The sequence below is a fragment of the Paraglaciecola sp. L1A13 genome, assembly GCF_009796745.1.
Taxonomy (GTDB): domain Bacteria; phylum Pseudomonadota; class Gammaproteobacteria; order Enterobacterales; family Alteromonadaceae; genus Paraglaciecola.
Genome location: NZ_CP047024.1, coordinates 3,522,277 through 3,543,676 on the forward strand (window position 1 = coordinate 3,522,277; position 21,400 = coordinate 3,543,676).

General features: G+C 39.8%; 23 protein-coding genes. 2 read left to right on the forward strand and 21 right to left on the reverse strand.

What is annotated here, in order from left to right; translation table 11 throughout:
* Position 1 precedes the first annotated feature (1 nt).
* The 12 genes from GQR89_RS14850 to GQR89_RS14905 all read right to left on the reverse strand — a co-directional run bounded on the left by GQR89_RS14850 (position 2) and on the right by GQR89_RS14905 (position 9,633).
* Entirely contained in the window at positions 2-730 is a 729-nt protein-coding gene (locus tag GQR89_RS14850; protein ID WP_158770759.1) for an SDR family NAD(P)-dependent oxidoreductase, read from the reverse strand.
* Positions 730-1,869, reverse strand: a complete 1,140-nt coding sequence (locus tag GQR89_RS14855) for an AMP-binding protein (RefSeq protein WP_370460948.1) — start codon at positions 1,867-1,869, stop codon at positions 730-732. Before GQR89_RS14855 ends, GQR89_RS14850 begins: the two co-directional genes overlap by 1 nt.
* Entirely contained in the window at positions 1,869-2,114 is a 246-nt protein-coding gene (locus tag GQR89_RS14860) for a phosphopantetheine-binding protein (RefSeq protein WP_158770761.1), read from the reverse strand. The genes GQR89_RS14855 and GQR89_RS14860 overlap by 1 nt, the downstream gene beginning before the upstream one ends.
* On the reverse strand, positions 2,111-2,677 hold the full coding sequence (locus GQR89_RS14865; protein ID WP_158770762.1) for a GNAT family N-acetyltransferase: 567 nt from the start codon (positions 2,675-2,677) through the stop codon (positions 2,111-2,113). Before GQR89_RS14865 ends, GQR89_RS14860 begins: the two co-directional genes overlap by 4 nt.
* Positions 2,678-2,686: 9 nt before the next feature.
* Positions 2,687-3,448, reverse strand: coding sequence for an SDR family NAD(P)-dependent oxidoreductase (locus GQR89_RS14870; protein WP_158770763.1), 762 nt, complete (start codon positions 3,446-3,448; stop codon positions 2,687-2,689).
* 20 nt (positions 3,449-3,468) lie between these two features.
* A complete protein-coding gene (locus tag GQR89_RS14875) occupies positions 3,469-3,702 on the reverse strand; it encodes an acyl carrier protein (protein WP_158770764.1) in 234 nt (77 codons plus the stop codon).
* Between the two features lie 79 nt (positions 3,703-3,781).
* Complete coding sequence (locus tag GQR89_RS14880) at positions 3,782-4,519, reverse strand: cytidylyltransferase domain-containing protein (RefSeq protein WP_158770765.1); 738 nt, start codon at positions 4,517-4,519, stop codon at positions 3,782-3,784.
* On the reverse strand, positions 4,516-5,610 hold the full coding sequence (pseI, locus tag GQR89_RS14885; RefSeq protein WP_158770766.1) for a pseudaminic acid synthase: 1,095 nt from the start codon (positions 5,608-5,610) through the stop codon (positions 4,516-4,518). The genes GQR89_RS14880 and pseI overlap by 4 nt, the downstream gene beginning before the upstream one ends.
* Before the next feature lies 1 nt (position 5,611).
* Positions 5,612-6,730: an SRPBCC family protein gene (locus GQR89_RS14890; RefSeq protein WP_158770767.1), complete on the reverse strand. Its 1,119-nt coding sequence runs from the start codon at positions 6,728-6,730 to the stop codon at positions 5,612-5,614.
* Positions 6,731-6,738: 8 nt separating this feature from the next.
* The gene (gene pseG / locus GQR89_RS14895) at positions 6,739-7,791 is read right to left on the reverse strand and encodes a UDP-2,4-diacetamido-2,4,6-trideoxy-beta-L-altropyranose hydrolase (RefSeq protein ID WP_158770768.1); all 1,053 of its coding nucleotides are present in this window, start codon (positions 7,789-7,791) and stop codon (positions 6,739-6,741) included.
* A complete protein-coding gene (locus GQR89_RS14900; RefSeq protein WP_158770769.1) occupies positions 7,781-8,533 on the reverse strand; it encodes an SDR family NAD(P)-dependent oxidoreductase in 753 nt (250 codons plus the stop codon). Before GQR89_RS14900 ends, pseG begins: the two co-directional genes overlap by 11 nt.
* 5 nt (positions 8,534-8,538) lie before the next feature.
* Positions 8,539-9,633 (reverse strand): 3-oxoacyl-ACP synthase III family protein, encoded by a 1,095-nt coding sequence (locus GQR89_RS14905; RefSeq protein ID WP_158770770.1) that lies wholly within the window; start codon positions 9,631-9,633, stop codon positions 8,539-8,541.
* Between the two features lie 227 nt (positions 9,634-9,860).
* Between GQR89_RS14905 and GQR89_RS14910 the strand changes: the two genes are divergently transcribed.
* The gene (locus GQR89_RS14910) at positions 9,861-10,877 is read left to right on the forward strand and encodes a ketoacyl-ACP synthase III (protein ID WP_158770771.1); all 1,017 of its coding nucleotides are present in this window, start codon (positions 9,861-9,863) and stop codon (positions 10,875-10,877) included.
* Positions 10,878-10,976: 99 nt separating this feature from the next.
* Here GQR89_RS14910 and GQR89_RS14915 read toward each other — a convergent pair whose 3' ends face one another.
* The 8 genes from GQR89_RS14915 to GQR89_RS14950 form a co-directional block, all read right to left on the reverse strand.
* On the reverse strand, positions 10,977-12,026 hold the full coding sequence (locus GQR89_RS14915) for a hypothetical protein (protein WP_158770772.1): 1,050 nt from the start codon (positions 12,024-12,026) through the stop codon (positions 10,977-10,979).
* Between the two features lie 228 nt (positions 12,027-12,254).
* A complete protein-coding gene (pseC, locus tag GQR89_RS14920; protein WP_158770773.1) occupies positions 12,255-13,400 on the reverse strand; it encodes a UDP-4-amino-4,6-dideoxy-N-acetyl-beta-L-altrosamine transaminase in 1,146 nt (381 codons plus the stop codon).
* A 12-nt stretch (positions 13,401-13,412) separates the two neighbouring features.
* Positions 13,413-14,414: a UDP-N-acetylglucosamine 4,6-dehydratase (inverting) gene (pseB, locus tag GQR89_RS14925; protein ID WP_158770774.1), complete on the reverse strand. Its 1,002-nt coding sequence runs from the start codon at positions 14,412-14,414 to the stop codon at positions 13,413-13,415.
* Between the two features lie 137 nt (positions 14,415-14,551).
* The gene (locus tag GQR89_RS14930; RefSeq protein WP_158770775.1) at positions 14,552-14,860 is read right to left on the reverse strand and encodes a hypothetical protein; all 309 of its coding nucleotides are present in this window, start codon (positions 14,858-14,860) and stop codon (positions 14,552-14,554) included.
* Positions 14,857-15,288, reverse strand: a complete 432-nt coding sequence (gene fliS, locus GQR89_RS14935) for a flagellar export chaperone FliS (protein ID WP_158770776.1) — start codon at positions 15,286-15,288, stop codon at positions 14,857-14,859. The genes GQR89_RS14930 and fliS overlap by 4 nt, the downstream gene beginning before the upstream one ends.
* 21 nt (positions 15,289-15,309) lie before the next feature.
* Complete coding sequence (fliD, locus tag GQR89_RS14940; protein ID WP_158770777.1) at positions 15,310-16,791, reverse strand: flagellar filament capping protein FliD; 1,482 nt, start codon at positions 16,789-16,791, stop codon at positions 15,310-15,312.
* A 23-nt stretch (positions 16,792-16,814) separates the two neighbouring features.
* Positions 16,815-17,237 (reverse strand): flagellar protein FlaG, encoded by a 423-nt coding sequence (locus GQR89_RS14945; RefSeq protein WP_158770778.1) that lies wholly within the window; start codon positions 17,235-17,237, stop codon positions 16,815-16,817.
* An 867-nt stretch (positions 17,238-18,104) separates the two neighbouring features.
* Positions 18,105-18,935 (reverse strand): flagellin, encoded by an 831-nt coding sequence (locus GQR89_RS14950; RefSeq protein WP_158770779.1) that lies wholly within the window; start codon positions 18,933-18,935, stop codon positions 18,105-18,107.
* Between the two features lie 257 nt (positions 18,936-19,192).
* Between GQR89_RS14950 and GQR89_RS14955 the strand changes: the two genes are divergently transcribed.
* Complete coding sequence (locus tag GQR89_RS14955) at positions 19,193-20,137, forward strand: hypothetical protein (protein ID WP_158770780.1); 945 nt, start codon at positions 19,193-19,195, stop codon at positions 20,135-20,137.
* A 35-nt stretch (positions 20,138-20,172) separates the two neighbouring features.
* On the opposite strand, the gene flgL is transcribed toward GQR89_RS14955, so the two are convergent.
* Positions 20,173-21,399 (reverse strand): flagellar hook-associated protein FlgL, encoded by a 1,227-nt coding sequence (gene flgL, locus GQR89_RS14960; protein WP_158770781.1) that lies wholly within the window; start codon positions 21,397-21,399, stop codon positions 20,173-20,175.
* Between the last annotated feature and the right edge of the window lies 1 nt (position 21,400).

Here is a 21,400-nt window from a genome sequence, read left to right on the forward strand (position 1 = left end):
ATTAATTAGTGATACCACCATCTATCGTAAGAGTTTGCCCGGTAATAAATGCAGCACCATCAGATAGTAAAAATTCCACTGCTGGGGTGATATCGTCAACTGTGCCTAATCTATGCATCGGTGTTCTACGTATAATTTGCTCACGCTTTTTATCCGATAATATAGACGACATTTCTGTGTCTAAATAACCTGGAGCAATAGAATTCACGGTAATGTTTCGCCGCCCGTTTTCTCTCGCCAAAGCCCTCGTCAAGCCGTCTAACCCCGCTTTAGACGCTGAGTACGCTGCCAACCCTGTATAACCGCGAGTACCGATAATAGAGCTAATATTCACAATGCGACCGGCGCTATTCTGACGAAGAAAAACTCTTAGTATTTCCCTCGCAAGATAGAGGGCACCATTTAAATTAACTTGTAATAAGGCATCAGATTCTAGGTTAGGAAAAGTGGCTAAAACCCCTTCTTTAGCGATACCAGCATTGTTGATGACTGCCCATAAGGGGATATCTTTTGCCCACTCACATGTCGATTTAACAAACTCTGCTGTTTGTTGTGCGTCTCCAATCTGACAAGGAAACCACTTAAAACAAGAGTAAACACCTTCTAGTTCAGTCATAGCATCGGTTTTAGTGCGGCTACAAGTCGATACTCGATAGCCGTTTTGCAGCAAAGACTTAACGATCCCTAATCCTAAACCTCTGCTACCACCGCTTACGATGACATGTTTCATTAAAGGCATCTTTGTTTTTTCCCTGCCGGAGTTAAAGTCAATTGTTCACAATAGGTTACTATTCTTGGGCGAGCCTCAGCCGCAAGCTGTTGGCAAAAAAAGTTAATAGCTTGTTTGGCTAATTCAGTTTCTACACTACAAATTTCAGCACAGACTAACGCTCCTGTAATGGGGTTAGCTTTTACAAAAACTCTTGCATCTCTCACATGCTCAAGCTGAATGAGCTGTCGCTCAATATCTTCTAAGTTAACTTTGGCCCCACCTACATTGACAACATTGTCTCTTCTACCAGTAAATAGCACTCTGTCTTCTGTCACTGCAACACAATCCCCTGTGTCAATCTGGCAAGTATCCTTTACCAAAATAAGGGTGTCTTTAATTTGGATATGCCAACCGTTAAAGGACGCTTGTAACCATTTTTTAGGGAAGCCGGCGAGATCATCTTTCACCGAAAAAATAACCCCTGATTCCGTTGTAGCGTAAATATGTCGCAGGGCTGCGTCAGGAAAGCTCGACTTAACAGCATCAAGGGTTCCTTGGTCGGCAATTTCACCACCAAGGCTGATTAAATGAACAATAGGTTTAGTTTTTTGCCAACACAATAATAAAGCTCGTATAAAAGAAGGCGTAGCACTTAGGGCGTTGACTTGATGTTCAATCGCCAACTGAGCTTTTTGCCTAACATTTGCGTCTACATCTGCTACTAAGACATCATTTGCTACTATCACTTGCAGAATAACCTGTAAGCCCGCATAACTCATTGGGTGATAACATAACAACCAGCAACTAGCTGCCTCGCTCTTTCTTTTGTTGTTTGGCATTAAATCATGCAAAAAGTGAAATACTAATTTTGCTGGGCCCGTGGTTCCTGAGGTGAACAAACCAATACAAAACTCTTTGGGTAGCTTATCAAAGTTAACACCTTGATTGCTGCGATTAAATATCACAGGGATATTTGCCGAGATCCCATCAATTATTGCTTGAAGCATCTGTACAACGAGATTCTGTTGGGAATTATGACGTGTACCAGATAACTCAATATATTCCATTAAACTGGGTGCTTTCGAGTAAGAAAAGTCTTTGGCTTCATAGCTTTCCCCATGCTCTATAAGCTTGAAAGAACCACTTTGCAAAAACACTACTTTTCAATACTCTCGTAAAGTTCAACTAGCTGGCCAACATTATAAAACGTTTTAAATCCAGTTCTGAAAGGATCTAATCCAGTATGCATTTCAAGACTCACAATTAAGGTCGCAAGATCTAAAGAATCCATAGGTAAGTCCGTTAAAAACTCTGTTTCCAGTGTGATGTCAGCAACTTTCTCGCCCTTTTGTAAAAGGATCTGCTTTGTTTCGTCTACGATGAACTGCAATATATTACTCATGCTTTGTCCCAGTCATTGTATGCAGCTTTTATGATGTCTAAGCTAAAATGCTGCTTTTGTTTTTTCCAATCTTCTTTGAGCTGCTCAAAAATATGCACATCAAGAAGCTCATTATTTTTACTAATATGTTGCTTTAAATAACCAACATATCGTGTTTTATGGATTAACTGTAATTTGACAACTTTCTCATTTGCATCAAGGACATAGTTAACAATTTTCTTCAGTTTCAACTGATAAAACACATAGTTGCAGATATAGGTATGCAAAGTTATTGCGTATTTTAATCTAGCCTCACGAGTATAAATATACGAGCCAGTACTGCACCTTTGATGTTGATAATCAATATCATCGAAACATAAAAAACCCACAGGTTCTTTATCATCCAAGATCATGTATGCGCGGTAATCCTCTCGCCCCTGCAATGATTCTATCCATGTTATCTGCTTTGCTATAGTTGGATCGACTAAATCCGTATACATACCTTTTGTGATTTCTGGTGAAGTACGCCACTCAAGCAACAAAGGCGCATCATCCACATCAACTCGTTTAAAATATAACGCCATAATTTACACTTAATTGGCCAGGTAGCCGCCTTCCACTGGTAGGGTAACTGAATTGATCCACTTCGCTGCATCACTGAGTAAAAATGCTACAGCATTGGCGACATCTTTTGGCTCTCCAATCCCCATAGGATGTTGATTCAACATATGTTGATACTGTGCATCGGTCATACTTTGTTTAGTGCGAACTGCCATATCGGTTTCAACTAGCGCTGGAGCCACACAATTGACCCGAATGTTATCTCTCAATAGCTCCATTGACAGACCTCTTGTTAAAGACATAAGGCCAGCCTTACTGGCTCCGTAAACAGTGTTACCTGTTTGGCCAATTAAGCCTGCTATCGATGCAACAAACACGATAGAGCCTTGTTTACTTCTATCTCGTTTAATCCTAAAGCCTTGGCTAATAGCCATCGCACTGGCAAGATTCACATGCATAGTGTCATCAAAAAACGCTTGATCAAACATACGTATAGGTTTGGTAATTTGTAACCCCGCGCAATGCACAAAGTTATCAAGGTAACCGTGCTCTTTAGTAACTGTTTTGACCCAATCACATAAGCCATTTGTATCCGCCATATCAAAAGGAGCGAGCACATGTCCATTGCCTTCAAGCAACGACATAGTTGACTTTAATGAATCAAGATTACGACCATTTAATACTAATTTGGCACCAAGCTCAGACAGCAGAATAGAACAAGCACGGCCAATTCCAGAGGATGCCCCCGTTACAAGTACTCGTTTACCACTAAAATCTAACGGGTTTTTAATCATTATTTTTCAGTCATCTAAAATTAAGCCGCTAAGTGCTCTTCAACCAATGCGACCAAATCGGCTACAGACTTAATTTCTTCAAGCTGACTTCCTTCGATAATAATATCAAAGTTTTCATCGGCCATCGCAATCACGCTAAGAAAGGCTAAAGAGTCCCATTGCTCTATCTCCATCAATACTTCATCACCTTTTAAGGTGTTTTCATCTAACTCTAAAATTTCTTCTAAACTATTTAAAAACTCTTGTTTGTTCATAATTCCATATCTCTTATCAGTGCGTGAAAAACTTCACTTTATTCTACAGTTTATCGGCCTAATGAATGAAATCTTCAGCTTAATGTGCAGTACGTTGTTGCACCTCTTTATTAATATTGGCCAATTGTTCATCTTGCAGCAATAGCTGACAAATATCATTTGGGCTGGCTAGTAACCAATTACTTCCTAATTGCCGCAAAACTTCTTCGACTAAACGCATATCGTTGAGCTCATCAACACAGAGCCTGAATTGTCTCCATAGTGGATCACCCGTGGTAAGAGGAACCACCACAGTGGCGCTTTGTGTATACAAGTATAGGGTCACATGCTCTCTGTGAGCTTGAGTCATTCCATTATGATAAGCATCTTCAAGCATAGCCATGGTAAAGACTTCACAATCAAACCCTCTCGGGAAAAAATCTAAGCTAACATGTGTATATTGGCCCTTAACGCCTTGTTTATGAAGAGAAATAGCATCATCAATAAGCTCACCACTAATCAGTGGACAATCGCCAGTTAAACGCACAATGATGTCATCTGGTTGTGCTCCGACATCTAAGGCTGCGAAATAAAATCGTCCTAAGACATCCTGCTCGTCTCCACAAAAATACGCTTGTTGATGGTTTTTACAGTATTCCACTATGGGCTTATCAATATCATGAACTGTCGTAGCAACTATATGCATGTCAATCAACTTAGCTTGTTTGACTCTTGATAGGTGATATTCGAGCATCGGTTTGCCATGAATTAGTTGCAGCACTTTACCAGGTAAGCGGCTAGACCCCATTCGGGCTTGTGTGATACAGATAACCTTCATTTCACACTTGGTTTTATAAGGGGGACCGTGATAAGTGGTTTCGTCAAAAAACACTCTGACATAGGCTCGCCAAAGGCAATATCTTGGCTAGCTTGTTGTCCAATAACTTGTTCTAAATACCGTGTATGTAACCCCAATGCAGGACGTACCGAGCGAACATTTTCCTTCGTAAAGCATTCACCTTTTTTAATAGCACGGGTCACGTAGAGAGATCGTCGAAAATCTCGCCCGCCCGCCTCACTTGGTTTAATCTCATAACCAACTGCACCAAGGGCTTTGTGTACTCTGGTTGTATCAAGCTTTAATTGTCTAAATGCCTCTGGTTCTAGAGAAAATGCCGCGTCGACAGAACCATCATTTTTATCCAAAGTGAAGTGCTTTTCAATCACACTTGCCCCTAATGCTATAGCCGTGGTTGATGCTGTACTATCAATCGTATGATCACTCAAACCGATGGGGAAATCAAAACGATTGCAGAGGTCGGCAACAGTACGTAAGTTGCAATCTTCAATAGGAGTCGGGTAGCCACTTATGCAGTGTAATAAGGCTAGCTGTGTGCCACCAGATTCAGCAACCGTACTTACCGCTTCATAAATTTCTTCTAACGTGGCAAGACCTGTCGACATAATAATAGGCTTGTTGGTTTTAACCGCAGCGGCAATCAAGCCAAGATCATTTATTTCAAACGAAGCAATCTTGTATGCCGGACAGTCCAATGACTCTAATAATTCAATAGCAGTTAAATCGAACGGCGATGAAAACAAGGTGATATTGCGTTTTCTAGCACGCTCAAATAACGCTTTATGCCAGTTCCAGGGAGTATGAGCTTCTTGATATAAATCATATAAGGTTCGCCCCGCCCATAAGCCTCCTTCAATTTTAAATTCAGGAGCATCATGGTTCAAGGTGATAGTGTCAGCACTGTATGTTTGAATTTTAATGGCATCAACACCCGTTGCTGCCGCTGAATCAATCATCGCTAACGCTTTTTCTAGGCTGCCTTTGTGATTTCCCGACAATTCTGCAATAACATAGGGTTCTGTATTAAGACCAATTTCGCGGTTAGCTATACTTATTGACGTAGAAAACATATCAATTATCTTCATTTATTTGGTTAGTATTTTGGCTGACATCCCGTTTCCACGCATTTTGAAAATGTAATATTCGATCTTCACATTTCCCCAATAAACCGGGGGTATTCACACTTAACATGTTTTTTTGACATGACTCAGCAATCAGTCGGTCTTCTTCTAAAATGGTATGATTGAATTCGTTGAAATTTGTCATTATCGCCGATTTAACCGCTTCGCTGGTTTCTTTGCCATCTACTCTTGCTACCATTTTCAAATCGAAATTTAATCTCGAGCGAGTCGCATCAATAGGTTCATAAGTTTGTAAAGACATCAAAGTTCCATTCGTCAATCCTATTGCTAGATTAGGGTAAATAAAGAAATGATTATATTCGGTATAATTTTGATTTTGTTCAATTTTCAGATGTTTCCTGGCACCTTGCCACCATTTTTTTGGCGCGTCTTGCAATGGGGTATTCCCCGTAGAGTGTCCATTGAAAAATTGAATTTCGCATTCCGCTTTGGCAAATTTAGCAAAGGTTTCGGGATGAACACCTGCTACATGATAAACTTCCAGTACCGTCTCGCAGGCAATTTTCCAGTTTGTGTGCCATTCATAACTCCCTTTGCCAACAGAGTCACAAAAACTAGTAGACAGCTCCTGTAAGATAGGAAAATATGGACCTAAAAACGCCCTTAGAGTGAGTTTATTTTTACACACCCTAACAAATATGAAATTCCCACATAATTCTAACTCAAACCGGCGTAAAGATAAGGCTCGCTTGTCTTCTTGGGTTAATCCAAAGTCAGTATTGTTTTGAGGCACACCAGCTAAAGCGCCATCCTGTTTATAACTCCAACAATGATAGGGACAACGCAGAGATCGATTGCCTTGAGGACCAGTTTGTAATTGCGCGCGACGATGGCTACATACATTTAGCAAAGCACTCAGTTGCCCTTTGAAATTTTGTACAACTACTGGAGTCTTACCAATTGTTAGGGTGATAAAATCATTATCGTTAGCTAACTGTTCTACAAATCCTGCAAAAATCCAATTGTTTTCAAAAACCTCAACGAGCTCTGAGTCAAAGGTTGATTGTTCATAATACGCAGTGGGTTGAAGTGACGGGGTGGCAATCATTTGTTCACCTATCTTTTATCTAGGCAATAAGCCAATTTATCTATTATTCTTTGACAGCCATGGGTGTCAACCAATTGGCGAGCCGTGTTGCTCATGTGCTCTCTACCGCAATTATCACGCCATAGTGCCGCTGTCATGCTAGTTATCTTATTAAGTAATTGACTATTAAACTGTGCAAAATGGGGTTCCGAAGGTTTTTGCCAATCTCTGACATCAAGAGCACGATACCAAGGTTTACGTGTCATCGGATGTAATGCAGATTTCTGATTTTCAGCTATCACTAAAGCAAGAGTAGGCACCCCTAGTGAAGCGAGTTCACCTAATGTCCCTCCCGCTGCTGAAATAGCCAACCCTGCTTGCATCATATGCTGAGCAACAGAATCAGGGTTTAACACAACTGAAAACCTTTCGTTATGCACCTGTAGTTGCATCAGTGCTTTATGATCACGGTGTTTTTCGCCTACCAACAATTCGATATTGCAGTCTAAGTTCAAATTAACTAAAGATTGACATAATGGCAGAGCTATAGACATTGGGTCGGTGCCGCCAAGCGTAACCAGTATATTCGGCCTAGCTTGTAAGGGAACGAATGCACATGAGGTAAAGTCTTTACGTAAATAACTATACTTGGGTCCTAGACAAAACTCGGCATTAGGCGCACGTATTTTATATTCAACCAAATTTGTGTCCGCAGCGGGGTTGATAACAAAGTCGGCCAATAATGCTTCTGAATTGAGATTATCGTCGAGAGCGACTATGTATACATTGGCATCTTGTAAACCTGTCCATTCAGCTTTACTTAGATGGTAGTCATCAACCACCACTATGCTAATACTCAGTTTGGTAACATCACTGATGGTGAATGGAGTGTTAACTTTTTTGCTGGCAAACCCTTCACTTTCAAGTTTAGTCAGTAAGTATTGCGAGCAAGTTTTATAAATAAATAAGACATCAAACTGATCACATGCAACTTGAGCCAAAGCAAACAGACGCATTATATGCCCTGCCCCAACGTTGTGACTACTATTCCCATAAAAAGCGATACGAGGTTTAGCCAGCAAGAAAACCGCCGTCCACCGGCAACGTCACACCGGTTGTTTTAGCACTTAATGTGCTTAATAAGAAACACACGCTATTAGCGACATCTTTTGGGGTGCTCAAACCGAGAGGATGTGATGATATCAACAACTTAGTTTGAGCTTCACCTAAGGTTTTAAATTGTATTTCAGCCTTAGCGCCATCGACCACAGCTGGAGCCACGCAATTTACTCGAATTGATTTATTCGCTAATTCTAGAGCCGCAGACTGAACCATAGAAGACAAAGCTGCTTTTGAAGCAGCATACAATGTTCTGGCCTTCAAACCACGCAATCCGGCAGCCGATCCAATCATTACAAAACTAGCATTTGGGTTAAAGTGTTTAGCTTTCGAAAAGGCAGAGACCAACATCACTGCCGCAGAAAAATTCACATCAAAATATTGACTAATTTGTTTAGCGGTTATTCCGCGTAATGGGCTATAGCCCTGAAAACTAGCACTATGCACTAATCCATCGATAGCACCATAATCATCAACAAGTAATTTGGCCCATGCAGCAATCGAATCTAGCTGGCTTAGGTCAAATACACTGATTTTGTGATGTTTATTTTTCAACAAGCTCAATGTGGTTTCAAGTGCTTCAGCTCGACGCCCTACCAAAATCAACCGCGCCCCTTTTTCATCCAAAGACTGACAAATTGCCAAACCAATATCAGAATCAACAGCTGCTCCTGTTACAATATATAGTTTGTTTGCAAAATTCATAAAGATTAAACTTGCTCCAAAGATAAAGGCTCAAAATCATCTGGTATCTCAATCAATTCAGGGGCTACTGAAGGTAACATATCGGTGACAATACAGCCCCAAGACCACCCCACACCAAAACCACCTAGCATGACTTTTTTACTCTCATTATCTTCAAAGTAAGAGGAAAGTTTATGGCATATTGCTAGCGGTACGGAAGCACTTGAAGTATTTCCAAAATCTTGCATATCAATGAGATATTTATGTTCTGGTATTTTTGCTTTTTTACGTAAATGTTCCAGTATGAATTTATTCGCTTGATGCATTATAACCATATCTATGTCGTCAGCATGAATATTCGCTAACGCAAGAGTGTCTTTAATCAGTTTCGGAACAACTTTAAGCGTAAATGAAAATACTGCTGCACCATTTAAATGCAAACGGGAATCTTTAAAGAGTTTCGCTTCCTCTTCCCCACTTCTCGGAGCGGATTCAGGTATAGTTGGGTGACGCCTCCCCCCAGCCTTAACCGCAATATGCTGTCCTCCTTTGCCATCGGTTCCAAATACAGCGTATGAATCTGGCCAGCTTTCATCAAACTCCAAGGCTGTGGCTACACCTGCATCACCAAATAAAGGTAAAGTTCCGCGGTCATTAGGAAGTAAATGGCGACTAGACGTATCCCCACATAACACTAGTGCTCGCGTGCCATTCGAACCATTCAGTAACTGGCTCGCAATCCAAGTGCCATACACAAACCCAGAACAACCTAAACTCACATCTAAGCAAGCTGCAGAGCTTGGTAAGCCCAACCTACTTTGCATTAAACATGCAGAAGCTGGAAGTGCATAATCCGAATCTTGTGATACATAGATCAAGATATCAACAGATGCAGGATCCCATTCAAGCCGTTGTAAAAGAGTCTCAGCTGCCGCGATGCACATATCTGAAGCACAAAGGTGCTTTGGCAAAATGCGTCGACTATGGATACCTGTACTTCCATAAATTTTATCAGCTTCTTCTTGAGTAAACAGTTCAGGGGTTTCTACATAGGAGTGCCGATGGGGAGGAACAGCAGCCTGCATACCCGCAATTTTTACTGACTTGATAACAGCTTCCATGGATAACCTTATTGAAATCTAGGAATTAAATTGGTTTCCACTATATCATTGAAAAATATGGCTTAAAAGTGTCATGATGTACAGAAGGATATTAATTATAGATTTTCCAAAGCTCATAAAATTTATAATTAAAAAACCTTACGTCTTAAATGAATAAACCTTAACATTTCACATATGCGAGTTCATTTATACGCACTTCAAATATGCAATTCAATCAGGAGCAACCAATGACCATTAGTACTGTTAAAGGGGTAACCATCTCTGGCATCGTATCGGTTTTACCTGCTATTGAAAAAGTAAATATAGATGAATCTTCAAAGGAGAAAAAGCAAGAGTTAGAACGAGTCGTTGCTTCAACAGGAATCAAAGCAAGACGAGTAGTCGATCCTAAACAGACTGCGCTAGATCTCGCCTATATAGCCTGCAAAAACTTAATTAATTCAATGGATTGGCAAGACGAAGATATATCATTGATTATTTTTGTCACACAAACTCCTGATTATCCATTACCAGGCAACGCTGTGCAGCTCCAATATAAATTAGGATTACAGAAAGGTATCTTAGCTTTTGATATTAATTTAGGCTGCTCAGGATTTGTATACGGTTTATGGCAAATATCTCAACTTTTAAATGGATTACCTGGCAACAAAGCACTGCTAGTAGTAGGTGATACTACTAGCAGGCAATATAGTGAATCCAATCGCACTGTATCTTCATTATTTGGTGATGCTGTTAGTGCAATAGCAATAGAAAAACGAGCCGATAGTGAAGATATGGTTTTTTCATTAGGTACTGACGGTTCAGGAGCCCCCTATCTTATTCAGCCCAATGGTGGTGCTAAGAACCCACATAACTCGCCAGAGCTTTTTATGGATGGAATGCAAGTATTTGTATTTACTCTAAGAGAAATTCCCGCCTCTATTGAGGCATGTATAGAGAAAAAAGGGTGGAAGGCTTGCGACATTGACTATTGCGTTATGCACCAAGCAAATGAAATGATGTTAAAACGTTTAGGTCAAAAATTGGGGCTGGATGAAAAGCAAGTCATCATATCAATGAAAGAAGTGGGAAACACAAGCTCAGCTTCAATTCCTTTAGCCCTATGTATGAGTTTATCTGCGCAATTAATCGAACACAGTAACAAATTAGTATTTTCAGGTTTTGGTGTCGGTTGGTCTTGGGGGAGTGTTGCTCTAATATTAGAAAAACTCAGCGTATGCCAATTAATCGATTTAGCTGACTAGTATACTATTTGTATCAATTTAGTTACCAATAAAAGCTACTATTTTGATTTCTAATAGATTTTTCAATTTATTATGCCGTTATATTAACTTTTGGTGAGGCTATATCTCACACTTTTGCCGATACAAATATAATCCATTCGATTGCTCTTGCGCAAAATGTTCAAAAATAGAATGAATACTTTCAGTTAAATTTTCTGGCTTATCGCAATTACATGTCTGTGAATCGTTTAACTGTTGCGAACGGTAACTAGCATGTTGTGGACAAGAAGATACGGGTTCGGTAGCAAAATCTGGCATTAATGTGGCTGGCTCACAGGCTCCGCTAATTAATAACACTGGGCATTCAACAGCTTGTGCAAACCACCTGTTTCCACTGGCTTTACACACAACTAAATCACTGGCGGCCATTACTCTTAATAAGCTATTTAGGCTGCCTTCACATTCATCTTCTAACCAGATTTGATACCCTTGTTGTTCAAGACATCTTTTTAATTTGTCGGTATCAGGATATACATAACCGTCTTGGGATGAATCTAAGCACAAACCAATGATTTTAGTGGACTTAGCTTTTTTTAATAAGCGCTTATCAGCCACAACACAAATAGATTGATCTAACTGTTTAATATCAAATGCACAACATTGTGTAAGGTAAAATTCAGGATAACCACCATCAGGCACAACTGATGATTGCCACCAAGGAGTCATCCATTTATACATGCCTAAAAATGTGCTGTCTAAATATGAAGAAGCTAGATTGACATAATCAGCATCCAAACTTTGCGCTTGCACTCTAGTAATTAACTTTTGAATCGACATATTCAAAAAATTTCCGATGACGGGTTCACCGGCATCTTGCAAAAACCTAGCAAGAAAGCATGGCATAAAAGCAGTATCTAAATTTACGATTTGAGAATATTCATCGATAATTATATCTTCCGCAAGGCCTAGAAAAGATTCCATAGCTTGAAAAAAATCATCTGCCCATTGGTTGGCTTCTACCTTATGTACTACCACCGAAGGTTCTGCTTTACGGATCACTTCAGCTATATCACCAAAAGTCAAAAAATGGATCTCTTTATCTGCCAGTTTTTTCTGAAAAAAACGAATGGTAGGCAATCCGATGGCACACACATCTGCCGACGTCAGCATGCGAATAACTAAAACTTTTTGCTTAGAATTAGCTTTTTTTCAATGGGGCTATTCATCGTTAACTCTTACAACCCTGAGGTTAGGAATTCCGCCTGTAAAAAACGCTGTAACTTAAATACAGCAGACATATTCAGGATTGAATATGCGATTAAAGCTCTTCAAACAAACAATTTAGTACTTTTATCTGGAATACGTTACTGCCGCCAGAGACCGAAATAATCGCGATGTTCATTGTAATACTTCATGCAATACATCTATCACGGTATTTTGTTGCGTATCAGTCAAGCTGGGAAAAAGTGGTAATGTTAAAGCGTGATGATAAAAATTCTCAGATACCGGAAAATCACCAATTTTAAAACCAAGTTGTTGATAATAGGGGTGCAGGTGAATAGGAATATAATGCACGTTAACACCAACACCTCTAGCATGCAGTTGGGCAAAAACTGCCTTGCGGTCGTGTTGAGTTAGTTCAATCATATATAAATGCCATGCACTATTTGAATAACCAGTAATAACAGGTAACTTTAAAGGTAAATCAGCTAACCTTTTTTGATAATTTTGCGCTAGCTCTGTTCGTCTTTTAATAAAACTATCTAACTTGCTTAACTGTGATAGACCAAGGGCTGCGTGTAAGTCACTCAGACGATAATTGTAACCCAGTGCTATTTGTTGGTAATACCAAGGACCGTGGCTGTCTGTTTCCATTTGCTCAGCATCACGAGTCACACCATGTTTGGCAAACAGTTTTATCTTATCGTCATAAACCTTGACGTTAGTGAGTACAGCCCCCCCTTCCGCACTGGTTATTGACTTAACGGGATGAAAGCTCAGTACAGACATGTCTGAATATTGGCAACATCCTATTTTTTGTCCCTGATAACTACCACCTAATGCATGGGCGGCATCTTCAATTAGCACTACACCATATCTTTGAGTGAGTTTTTGGATAACTTGCATATCGCAACTAAGACCAGAAAAGTGCACAACTATCAATGCTTTAGGTAAGGATTTCGATTGTTCTGCTTGAACAAATTTGTATATTAAGGCGTCGATATCTATATTATGCGTAGCAACATCAATATCCACAAAATCAACATTTGCACCGCAATACCGCGCGCAATTGGCAGATGCCACAAATGAATTCGGCACAGTCCATACTGTATCGCCTTGTCCTATATCTGCGGCTAAACAAGCAACATGCAAGCCTGATGTGCCACTGTTAACTGCAGTGGCATATTGACAGCCAGTATAATCACACAAGGCTTGCTCAAATTGTGGAACAGTTGAGCCTTGGGTCAGAAACTGGTTGCGTAAAACATCAACCACTGCATCGATGTCTTGTTCGTCGACCAGATGTTTACCATAAGGGATCATGTAACAACGGACCTATAAAAGAGTTTCGTTATCGAGCGTTTTTAACTCTTGCACACTCAAAAAATGTGGATTAGTACCGGAATGATATTCAAATTTATCAGCAACAGGTTTACCTATTTCATCTAATTTATTCTTTGCATAATTAACGGTTTTATCAAAAAATGTAATGGCTGGGGTGATCACATAATGGTCTTGAAATTCCAGAGAGTGATGTGCCATTTCCTCAGGCACCATAACTTCATGAAGTTTTTCACCAGGACGTATGCCCACTACGTCATACTCTCGCGTTCCACTTATGGATTCAACTAAGTCAAGGATCCTAATAGACGGGATTTTAGGAACAAATATTTCACCTCCCTGCATTCGTTGAAAGTTTTTAACAACAAATTCAACACCTTCATCAAGCGTTATCCAAAACCGTGTCATTTCTGCGTGAGTAACCGGGAGCTTAAGTTTTCCTTGATCAAGTAAAGAACGATAAAAAGGCACCACTGAGCCACGAGACCCCACGACGTTACCGTAACGTACGACTGAAAAGCGCGGTCCCGTTGCGCCTGAAATATTATTCGCGGCGACAAATAATTTATCCGATGCCAGCTTTGTTGCCCCATAAAGATTGACTGGATTCGCTGCTTTGTCAGTAGAAAGTGCTATAACGCGACTGACATTTGTCGCAATTGCGGCATCAATGACATTCTGCGCGCCATAGATATTCGTTTTAATGCACTCATTCGGATTGTACTCAGCGGCAGGCACCTGTTTAAGAGCAGCAGCATGCACGACGTAATCGACATCACGCATTGCAGATATCATACGGTCCTTATCACGCACATCGCCAATAAAATAACGCATACATTTTTCATCAAAGACTTGCTGCATCTCGAACTGCTTAAGTTCATCTCGAGAATAAATAATGATTTTTCTAGGGTTATAGTTTTTGAGGATATAAGAAACAAAACGATTACCAAACGAGCCTGTACCACCAGTAATTAAAATCGATTTATTGTTAAACATTTTGTTATTCCATCACTGTGATTGCAGGCTCATATTGATACTATTCTAGTGTATATCGCTATGAATAATATAGACTTTTAAGAAAATTTAATTATTCATACATAACTTAAGATTACCACGTGGATATGCCTTTACGGTTAAATATATTTTTTAACCGCTTTACGACCGCGAACTAAACCACTTAATTGTTTTAAAGATGCCTTAAACATTTGCTCTGCGTAGCCAACTAATGCGTTATTGACTTCAATTTCAGCCTTACAGAACAGCGGTTTACGAACGTCATCAAGTGTTAAAATATAGGTATTAATACAGTCATCTCTACGAACAGACAGTGTATATAAGGACTTTTCATCAGGATCTGCTGATGCTAAAAGATCAGTCAGCTCCTGATTGATGGTTTCAAGCTCAGGCGGGGAATACTTGTGTGTTAACGTAATTTTTTTCAAACTGCTGCTTGACGTTTTTGCCGTTGCGCTTCGTAAGCTTCTAATTTTGCAGCTTCAGGTATTTGCGACCAGGCCGTTTTAATCGGTAACATTAAATTAATCACTTCATCCATAATCGACACACTATTTTGAACGGTCGCATCAGTTAACCTTTGCACCATGTAATCATAAAGAGCAAAAAGATTGTCTGCCACTTCTGCATTATTGGTTAAATCGAGCGTATCCCGTAAGTTTATTAATATAGCGGTACATCGGCCGATATGTTGCCCTTTTTCGGCAAACTCTTTCCGCTCAATGCAACCTTTTGCATAGGCCATTCTATCGAGTGCACCTTGCATCAACATTAGGGTTAATTTATGAGGGTCGGCTTGTGCAACTTCTTGCTTCAAGTTACCTTTTTTATATGCATTGATGCCTTTTAAAGCCATCTAAATTCTCCCATTACTGCTTTAAATTGAACCTAATGATGCCAATAGCGCTGACCCAGTTTGATTTAGTTTTGTTACTGTTTGGTCAAGATTGAGGTACTTGTCACGCAGTATTTGCTCACTAGATGCCAATCTTAACTCAAATTGTATTCTTTCGTCTGAAAGTTGATCCTTTTGATCTTTTACCGAGCGTTCTCTGGAGGTTAGTAATCCACTAGCTTTCGTATATTGCTCAACATATTCTTCAAGCCGAACCGCTACACCTTGTTCACTATCCGTAAATAACGCAGCGATATCGTCAAAATTATCCTCAAGCGCCTCTTTTAAACGATCTTCACCGCTTCCAAAACCATATTTATTTGAAGAACCAATTTCTAGCTCGCCATCTTCATTAAACTCAATGCCTAATTGAAATAAAGTACCTAAACCAGAAGATGATACTTTTGAACCAATAATATTAGATAAACCATTTTGGATCCCACGTAGCATGGCGTCACCAGCAAGCGTCCCATCGTCCTCTAGATCAGATAAACCATACTTAGTTAGGTTAGTGATTTCAGTATTTAACGCGTTAAAGTTTTCAACGAACGCTCTAATTTTTTCTTCGACAGCCTCAGTATCAAAGCCTATTTTCAAAGACGAGGTTAGAGGCGTAACACCGTCATCTCCAAGTTCAGACAATTGAGATACGGAAAATGACACATTCTCAATTACGTTTTCAAACTCTGTACTACTACTTTCAACCGCAATGCCATCAATTGTGGCTTTGGAATTTTGAGCATTTAAAACCGGCGATAAGTAGTTTACTGTTTCTGTTGAGTTAGTCGTTGCAAGTCGATTAAGGTCCGCGAGATCATTATCATTTACAATAACCAGGTCATTCCCTTCACCTTCAACTGAAGATGTAAATACTAACTTCGCACCACCTGATTCAGTACCCGTGTCAATAATGCTAGAACGAACCCCAAAATTGTCATCGGAATTATTGATAGCGCTACTTAACTGTTGTAACGTCATTCCTGCCGTCACATCAATTGAAAAGCTATCACTGGTTGCGCCAATCTTAAATGTCAAACTGCCAGATGCGGGATCGGTCGGTAATGTTTGAGTGTAAACGGAGTCACTGGTGCTCGCGAAGCCGCCGTCCTCGGCGTTATCAGTTTCTATACGACTCCCACTGGCTAATTGGGTAACCGCTATTGCATAAGTCGCTTCTACAGCACTATTTGATGCTTCAGCGGTAAAAGGTTCGACATCTTCACTTGGATTTTTAACGGTAGGCTCACGGCCTTTTAGATCTGCGTCACTGCTCAGTTCTTCTACACTATCCAAAAAATCTTTCATTTTAGATTTAAGTGAGCCAATACTGGATATTTCAGCGTCGTAAGACTCTTCTTGCGTATCTAATCGTTCCTGTTTAGGCGCCCGCTCTGCTTCCAAAAGCTGACTAACCAGAGCCTCAAGATCTAAACCTGAACCTACTCCAAGCGATTGAATTGACATAGCCACCTCATAAAATTTATATCTTAAGCCTGTTTATTAACGAACATTCCAACGGCCGAACTAACGTCTGTTTGTAATTCTTTAATCCGTTTTGAAAAATTAAGAACTTCTTCCGTCGGTATCTGCCTGATTACATCGCCGCTTTGTGAATCAGTGACTTTAACAACCTGCCTACCGCTACCTTCGTCAACAGAAAAATTCAGTTGGCGGTTTTTAGTCTGAACAAATTCATTTACATCAGCGATCGCACTATCAATCACTTTATCCGAAAGCTCGAAATCGATCTGCTCTTGAATATCTTTATCGGCTAAAAGAGCAATGTCTTTAACTTCTTCGACAGATTGCTTTTTAAACAGATTTAGATCTTCTTTTGCCTCATTATTTAACTGCTTCAAGTCAGAATTTATAGCAAAATTTTGGCCAACTTGTGATATTCCAATATCCATAACTCACCTCGTAAACAATGCAGAAAACAAAGATGCATCAACATCAAATATCCCCTGTCTTTATGTTACTAATAACGGATTACTAATCGTAAGTATAATCCACTTTTCAGTATCGTAAACTAAACTAATTTAGCGTATAAACTCTACGTCGTTTGTGCAGCTTAAATTCACAATATCCTTTCCCTTTCGGTAATTTAAAAAGCACAGAATACAATTCGCCTTAACTATAAGTATCGGCCATATCTCTAGTATCTTTAGCATTTAATCGAAAAATAATCATTGGAAAAAAAATAATACTGCGAGTAGTAAATTCTCTGTGGATGAACAGCTATTTATTAGACACCTGCTAGTTAAATAAGCAACCTAAATGCAATGATCGCGTATGAGCTGCAAATGCCGACTCGAAGCATAGAAATCTAATCGTTCTGGACGCGTAGGTAATAGCTCTGTTTTATAGAATTAGAAAAATAAGGTCGCGGGCCAGTCATGCCAAGATAAATAGTACACGAGGGATGGATGACGTTTAAGCATGAAGATGTGTGGACTTGAAAGCAGTATCAGTTACGAGGTAATTTTCGCCATAGTGAGGTTGTAGAAAGTTGTTTGCTTATTGAAACGAAAATAAATACACGTATAAATTATTAGCGGTTATTCCATCTTCGCAAGAAAGATAGGAGCCATTAACAATCTATCCATCTTATTTTAAAAGTAAAAAACTAAATGAAAAAAGCCGAAGGATAATCTTCGGCTTAAACTGACGAGAGAGTGAGTAGACTCTCAACTGATTGGATCTTCTCAACCTGGCGTTTTATCTCCTGGTTTCAAAGCCCTAACAGAAGGGTCTAGAAACCTAGTTTAACTATTCAATTAACCAAGTAGAGATAGAGCGGCCTGAGGACGCTGATTTGCCTGACTCAATACCGTTAAGCTCGCTTGTTGAATAATCTGATTACGAGTCAATTCAGCTGTTTCGGTCGCAAAATCTGTGTCACGTATTTGTGAACGTGCAGCTGATACGTTTTCAGAGATATTCGACAAGTTACGGATTGTCGATTGGAACCGATTCTGTAAGGCACCTAAATCTGCACGTACTGCCCCTATACTGGAAATCGCATCAGTAATAGTGGTTAACGCTCCTGATGCACCATCTATATTCGCTACAGTAAGAGTATCTAGACCTAACGAAGAAGCAGCAAAACCACCTGTACCTATTGTGGACAAGTTAACAGAGATGTTTTGTCCGCCGTTTGCACCGACTAGGAAACTAGCTGAAAACGTACCATCTAACAGGGTTGCATCACCAAACTGTGAATCTGTTGCAATACGGCTTATTTCTGTGACCAGCGCCTTAACTTCTTTTTGTAGAGCGGATCTGTCAGCCGAAGAGTTGATACCGTTTTGTGATTGAACGGCTAATGTACGAATACGTTGTAATGAAGACGTAACTTCACCCAACGCCCCTTCAGCAGTTTGCACAAGCGATATTGCATCATTTGCGTTTCTAGCAGCTTGATCTAAACCCTGAATCTGGGTAGTTAAACGTTCAGAAATTTGAAGACCTGCTGCATCATCAGCAGCTCGGTTTATTCTAAAACCTGACGAAAGACGCTCAAACGAAGTGTTCAAACTAGTCGACGAATTAAATAATTGACGTTGTGCGTTCAAAGACGACACATTAGTATTTACAAATAAACCCATGGTTTCTCTCCTACATTTTCAGTTCAGTTTTCGCTGATAACCGAAAATAAAAAATTGGTGGTTAAATAACTCTAAAAGTAATAATGATATTTTAAAAATCATAATTACTATCTCTCTCATAAATGTTATCGACTGTAGCTAAGCTCTCTTTAATTAAAATTTGATGTTTTTTAATCCAGTGGTAACCAACCAGGGCTTTGCTTTTGCTAACCTTTTGAGTTCCAATGAATTTATTAAATACTGATTGGTGAATTAAAATGCAAATTATTGATGTAAAGCGCGTAACTAAGGGTAGTAAACACCATGCATTTACTGATTTATGTGATTTTAATGGCGTACTTTACTGTTCTTTTCGAGTCGCTAAAAACCACGTCAGCGATGACGGACACATTAACGTCGTAACGTTGTCAGAAAGTGCAGAGGTGGTTTATACCCAGCGTATAATTATGCCGGATACTGATCTGCGGGATCCTAAATTAAGTGTTTCGCCAAAAGGAGAACTGGTATTACTTGCTTATGCTCGGCGCATAAGCAAAACCAGTTTTCTCGGTGAATTGGGTAATCAACATCCATTGATATGGGTATCCCAAGATGGACTAAGTTGGTCTTGCCCTAAAAGTATAGGAGAAAAGCATTGGTGGTTGTGGCGTTTACGATGGCACGACGGTAAAGCTTACGGTATCGCATACAATCGTTCTAAAAACGCAGTGCATCTTTATTCGGGTGATCCCAAACGAAGTTTTCATCGACATAGCAGTAATATGTTTTGTTTACAAAAGCACAATAAAGGATACCCCAATGAGAGCGATATATGTTTTATGGAAAGTGACATAGCACACATTATTCTGCGCAGAGACAGCGATACTTATAGCGCGCAACTAGGGAGCAGCAAGCCCCCCTATATCAATTGGCAATGGCGAGATCTAGGTTTTTATCTTGGAGGACCTAATATGTTGCAACTGAACAATTATTCAGCATTACTCGCAGGAAGAATTATTCATAAAGGTAAGTTGGTAACAGCCCTACTGAATGTAAACTTTAAAAGTGCCAAAGTATCATTGCTCAATATATTACCGTCAGCAGGTGATAACAGTTATCCGGCAATGGTAAGAAAGGAAAACACGCTTTTTGTCAGTTATTATTCATCTCACCAAGACCAACAAGCGCATATTTATTTGGCGAAACTAAAATTGCCGCAGTAGGTTGACTGTGAATGAGTGAATAATATATTTAGCTATTAACTAATATAATCAAATAGTGACAGCCCCGTCACGCGAGAGAACGTCGCTTGTGCGGCTTGCAGCGCAGCTTCTTGTTTACTAAGCTCAGATACTGCTTCAGCATAATCCACGTCTTCAATTTCGGCCCGGGCTGATTTGTGTGTTATCTCCAAGTCTAAATTTGACTCAAGTACCGATTGGGCGGTATTCATTTTACTCCCAAGCATTGATATAGAATCAAGAATACTCGTTAAGCTATTGTCCGCGCCAACCAATGCATCTCTAATCCCTTCTTCGAAGTCTTTATCAGAGATATTTTCATCACTTAAATCAATATAAAAATCATTAAGGGTTTCCACGATACTCTTTTTCTCAGGCTTTTGTAGTGTAAAGTTAACACTGTCACCCACACTGCCCTCAATAGTAAAATCCTGTCCTTCAAAATTAAAAGGTGTGCCACTAGCGAATGATTCAGTACCAACAACATTGCCAGTACCCAAGTTAGTGATACTCACTTCAGTGGCGCTAATGATATCAATCTGATATTCATTATTTGCGGCGGTGACAGGATCATAATTTTGCTCATGAAACTGATCGAATTCGGATTGTGCAGTAATAATAGAAGACGCTGATGTCACGCCGCTTGTCGATGTAATATCGCCTGTAAGTCGAGCATAAACATCTTCAAAAACGGTTTGACCTGACGTATTCATCGCCAAAGAGAATGTATTCGACACCCTGATTTCATTTATTCCTTCATCACCTTCAAAAGCGTATTTATTCCCTGAAGCGCCAGCGGTATAACTAAAAGCAGGTGTTGCAGATTGATAACCAGCAAAAATATACTCGCCATTCGCATTTTGGCTATTCATTGCGTCAAATACTTGGTCACGTATTTGCGCAATCTCAATACCAATGGCATTTCGGTCTTGTGAGTTAAGTATGCCATTACCAGCTTGAACCATTAATTGCCGCGCTCTTTGGATATTGTCAGTCACATTGCCAAGTATTGTTTCTTCCTGCGCGATACTGCTTGTTAGCAAGTTACTGTTTTTATTGTATTGTGAAATTAAATCAATTTCTTCTGTTAAACGAATAACCTGTGCGGTTCCAACAGGATCATCCGACGGACGTAATAACTTTTTTCCAGTCGATAATTGTTGCTGAACATCAGACAACTCATCTTGATTGTTCAGCACAGCACGGATGCTTCTATCGTATAATTGACCAGTAGAAATACGCATT

What these genes read in the sequence shown, in the direction of transcription:
- GQR89_RS14850 (WP_158770759.1), bottom strand. Translation starts at nt 730, where the DNA reads ATGAAACATGTCATCGTAAGCGGTGGTAGCAGAGGTTTAGGATTAGGG.
- GQR89_RS14950 (WP_158770779.1), bottom strand. Translation starts at nt 18,935, where the DNA reads ATGGGTTTATTTGTAAATACTAATGTGTCGTCTTTGAACGCACAACGT.
- pseC (WP_158770773.1), bottom strand. Translation starts at nt 13,400, where the DNA reads ATGATCCCTTATGGTAAACATCTGGTCGACGAACAAGACATCGATGCA.
- fliS (WP_158770776.1), bottom strand. Translation starts at nt 15,288, where the DNA reads ATGGCTTTAAAAGGCATCAATGCATATAAAAAAGGTAACTTGAAGCAA.
- GQR89_RS14945 (WP_158770778.1), bottom strand. Translation starts at nt 17,237, where the DNA reads ATGGATATTGGAATATCACAAGTTGGCCAAAATTTTGCTATAAATTCT.
- GQR89_RS14865 (WP_158770762.1), bottom strand. Translation starts at nt 2,677, where the DNA reads ATGGCGTTATATTTTAAACGAGTTGATGTGGATGATGCGCCTTTGTTG.
- GQR89_RS14870 (WP_158770763.1), bottom strand. Translation starts at nt 3,448, where the DNA reads ATGATTAAAAACCCGTTAGATTTTAGTGGTAAACGAGTACTTGTAACG.
- pseB (WP_158770774.1), bottom strand. Translation starts at nt 14,414, where the DNA reads ATGTTTAACAATAAATCGATTTTAATTACTGGTGGTACAGGCTCGTTT.
- GQR89_RS14915 (WP_158770772.1), bottom strand. Translation starts at nt 12,026, where the DNA reads ATGCTGACGTCGGCAGATGTGTGTGCCATCGGATTGCCTACCATTCGT.
- fliD (WP_158770777.1), bottom strand. Translation starts at nt 16,791, where the DNA reads ATGTCAATTCAATCGCTTGGAGTAGGTTCAGGTTTAGATCTTGAGGCT.
- GQR89_RS14875 (WP_158770764.1), bottom strand. Translation starts at nt 3,702, where the DNA reads ATGAACAAACAAGAGTTTTTAAATAGTTTAGAAGAAATTTTAGAGTTA.
- pseI (WP_158770766.1), bottom strand. Translation starts at nt 5,610, where the DNA reads ATGTTTTCTACGTCAATAAGTATAGCTAACCGCGAAATTGGTCTTAAT.
- GQR89_RS14910 (WP_158770771.1), top strand. Translation starts at nt 9,861, where the DNA reads ATGACCATTAGTACTGTTAAAGGGGTAACCATCTCTGGCATCGTATCG.
- GQR89_RS14860 (WP_158770761.1), bottom strand. Translation starts at nt 2,114, where the DNA reads ATGAGTAATATATTGCAGTTCATCGTAGACGAAACAAAGCAGATCCTT.
- flgL (WP_158770781.1), bottom strand. Translation starts at nt 21,399, where the DNA reads ATGCGTATTTCTACTGGTCAATTATACGATAGAAGCATCCGTGCTGTG.
- GQR89_RS14900 (WP_158770769.1), bottom strand. Translation starts at nt 8,533, where the DNA reads ATGAATTTTGCAAACAAACTATATATTGTAACAGGAGCAGCTGTTGAT.
- GQR89_RS14880 (WP_158770765.1), bottom strand. Translation starts at nt 4,519, where the DNA reads ATGAAGGTTATCTGTATCACACAAGCCCGAATGGGGTCTAGCCGCTTA.
- GQR89_RS14905 (WP_158770770.1), bottom strand. Translation starts at nt 9,633, where the DNA reads ATGGAAGCTGTTATCAAGTCAGTAAAAATTGCGGGTATGCAGGCTGCT.
- GQR89_RS14890 (WP_158770767.1), bottom strand. Translation starts at nt 6,730, where the DNA reads ATGATTGCCACCCCGTCACTTCAACCCACTGCGTATTATGAACAATCA.
- GQR89_RS14955 (WP_158770780.1), top strand. Translation starts at nt 19,193, where the DNA reads ATGCAAATTATTGATGTAAAGCGCGTAACTAAGGGTAGTAAACACCAT.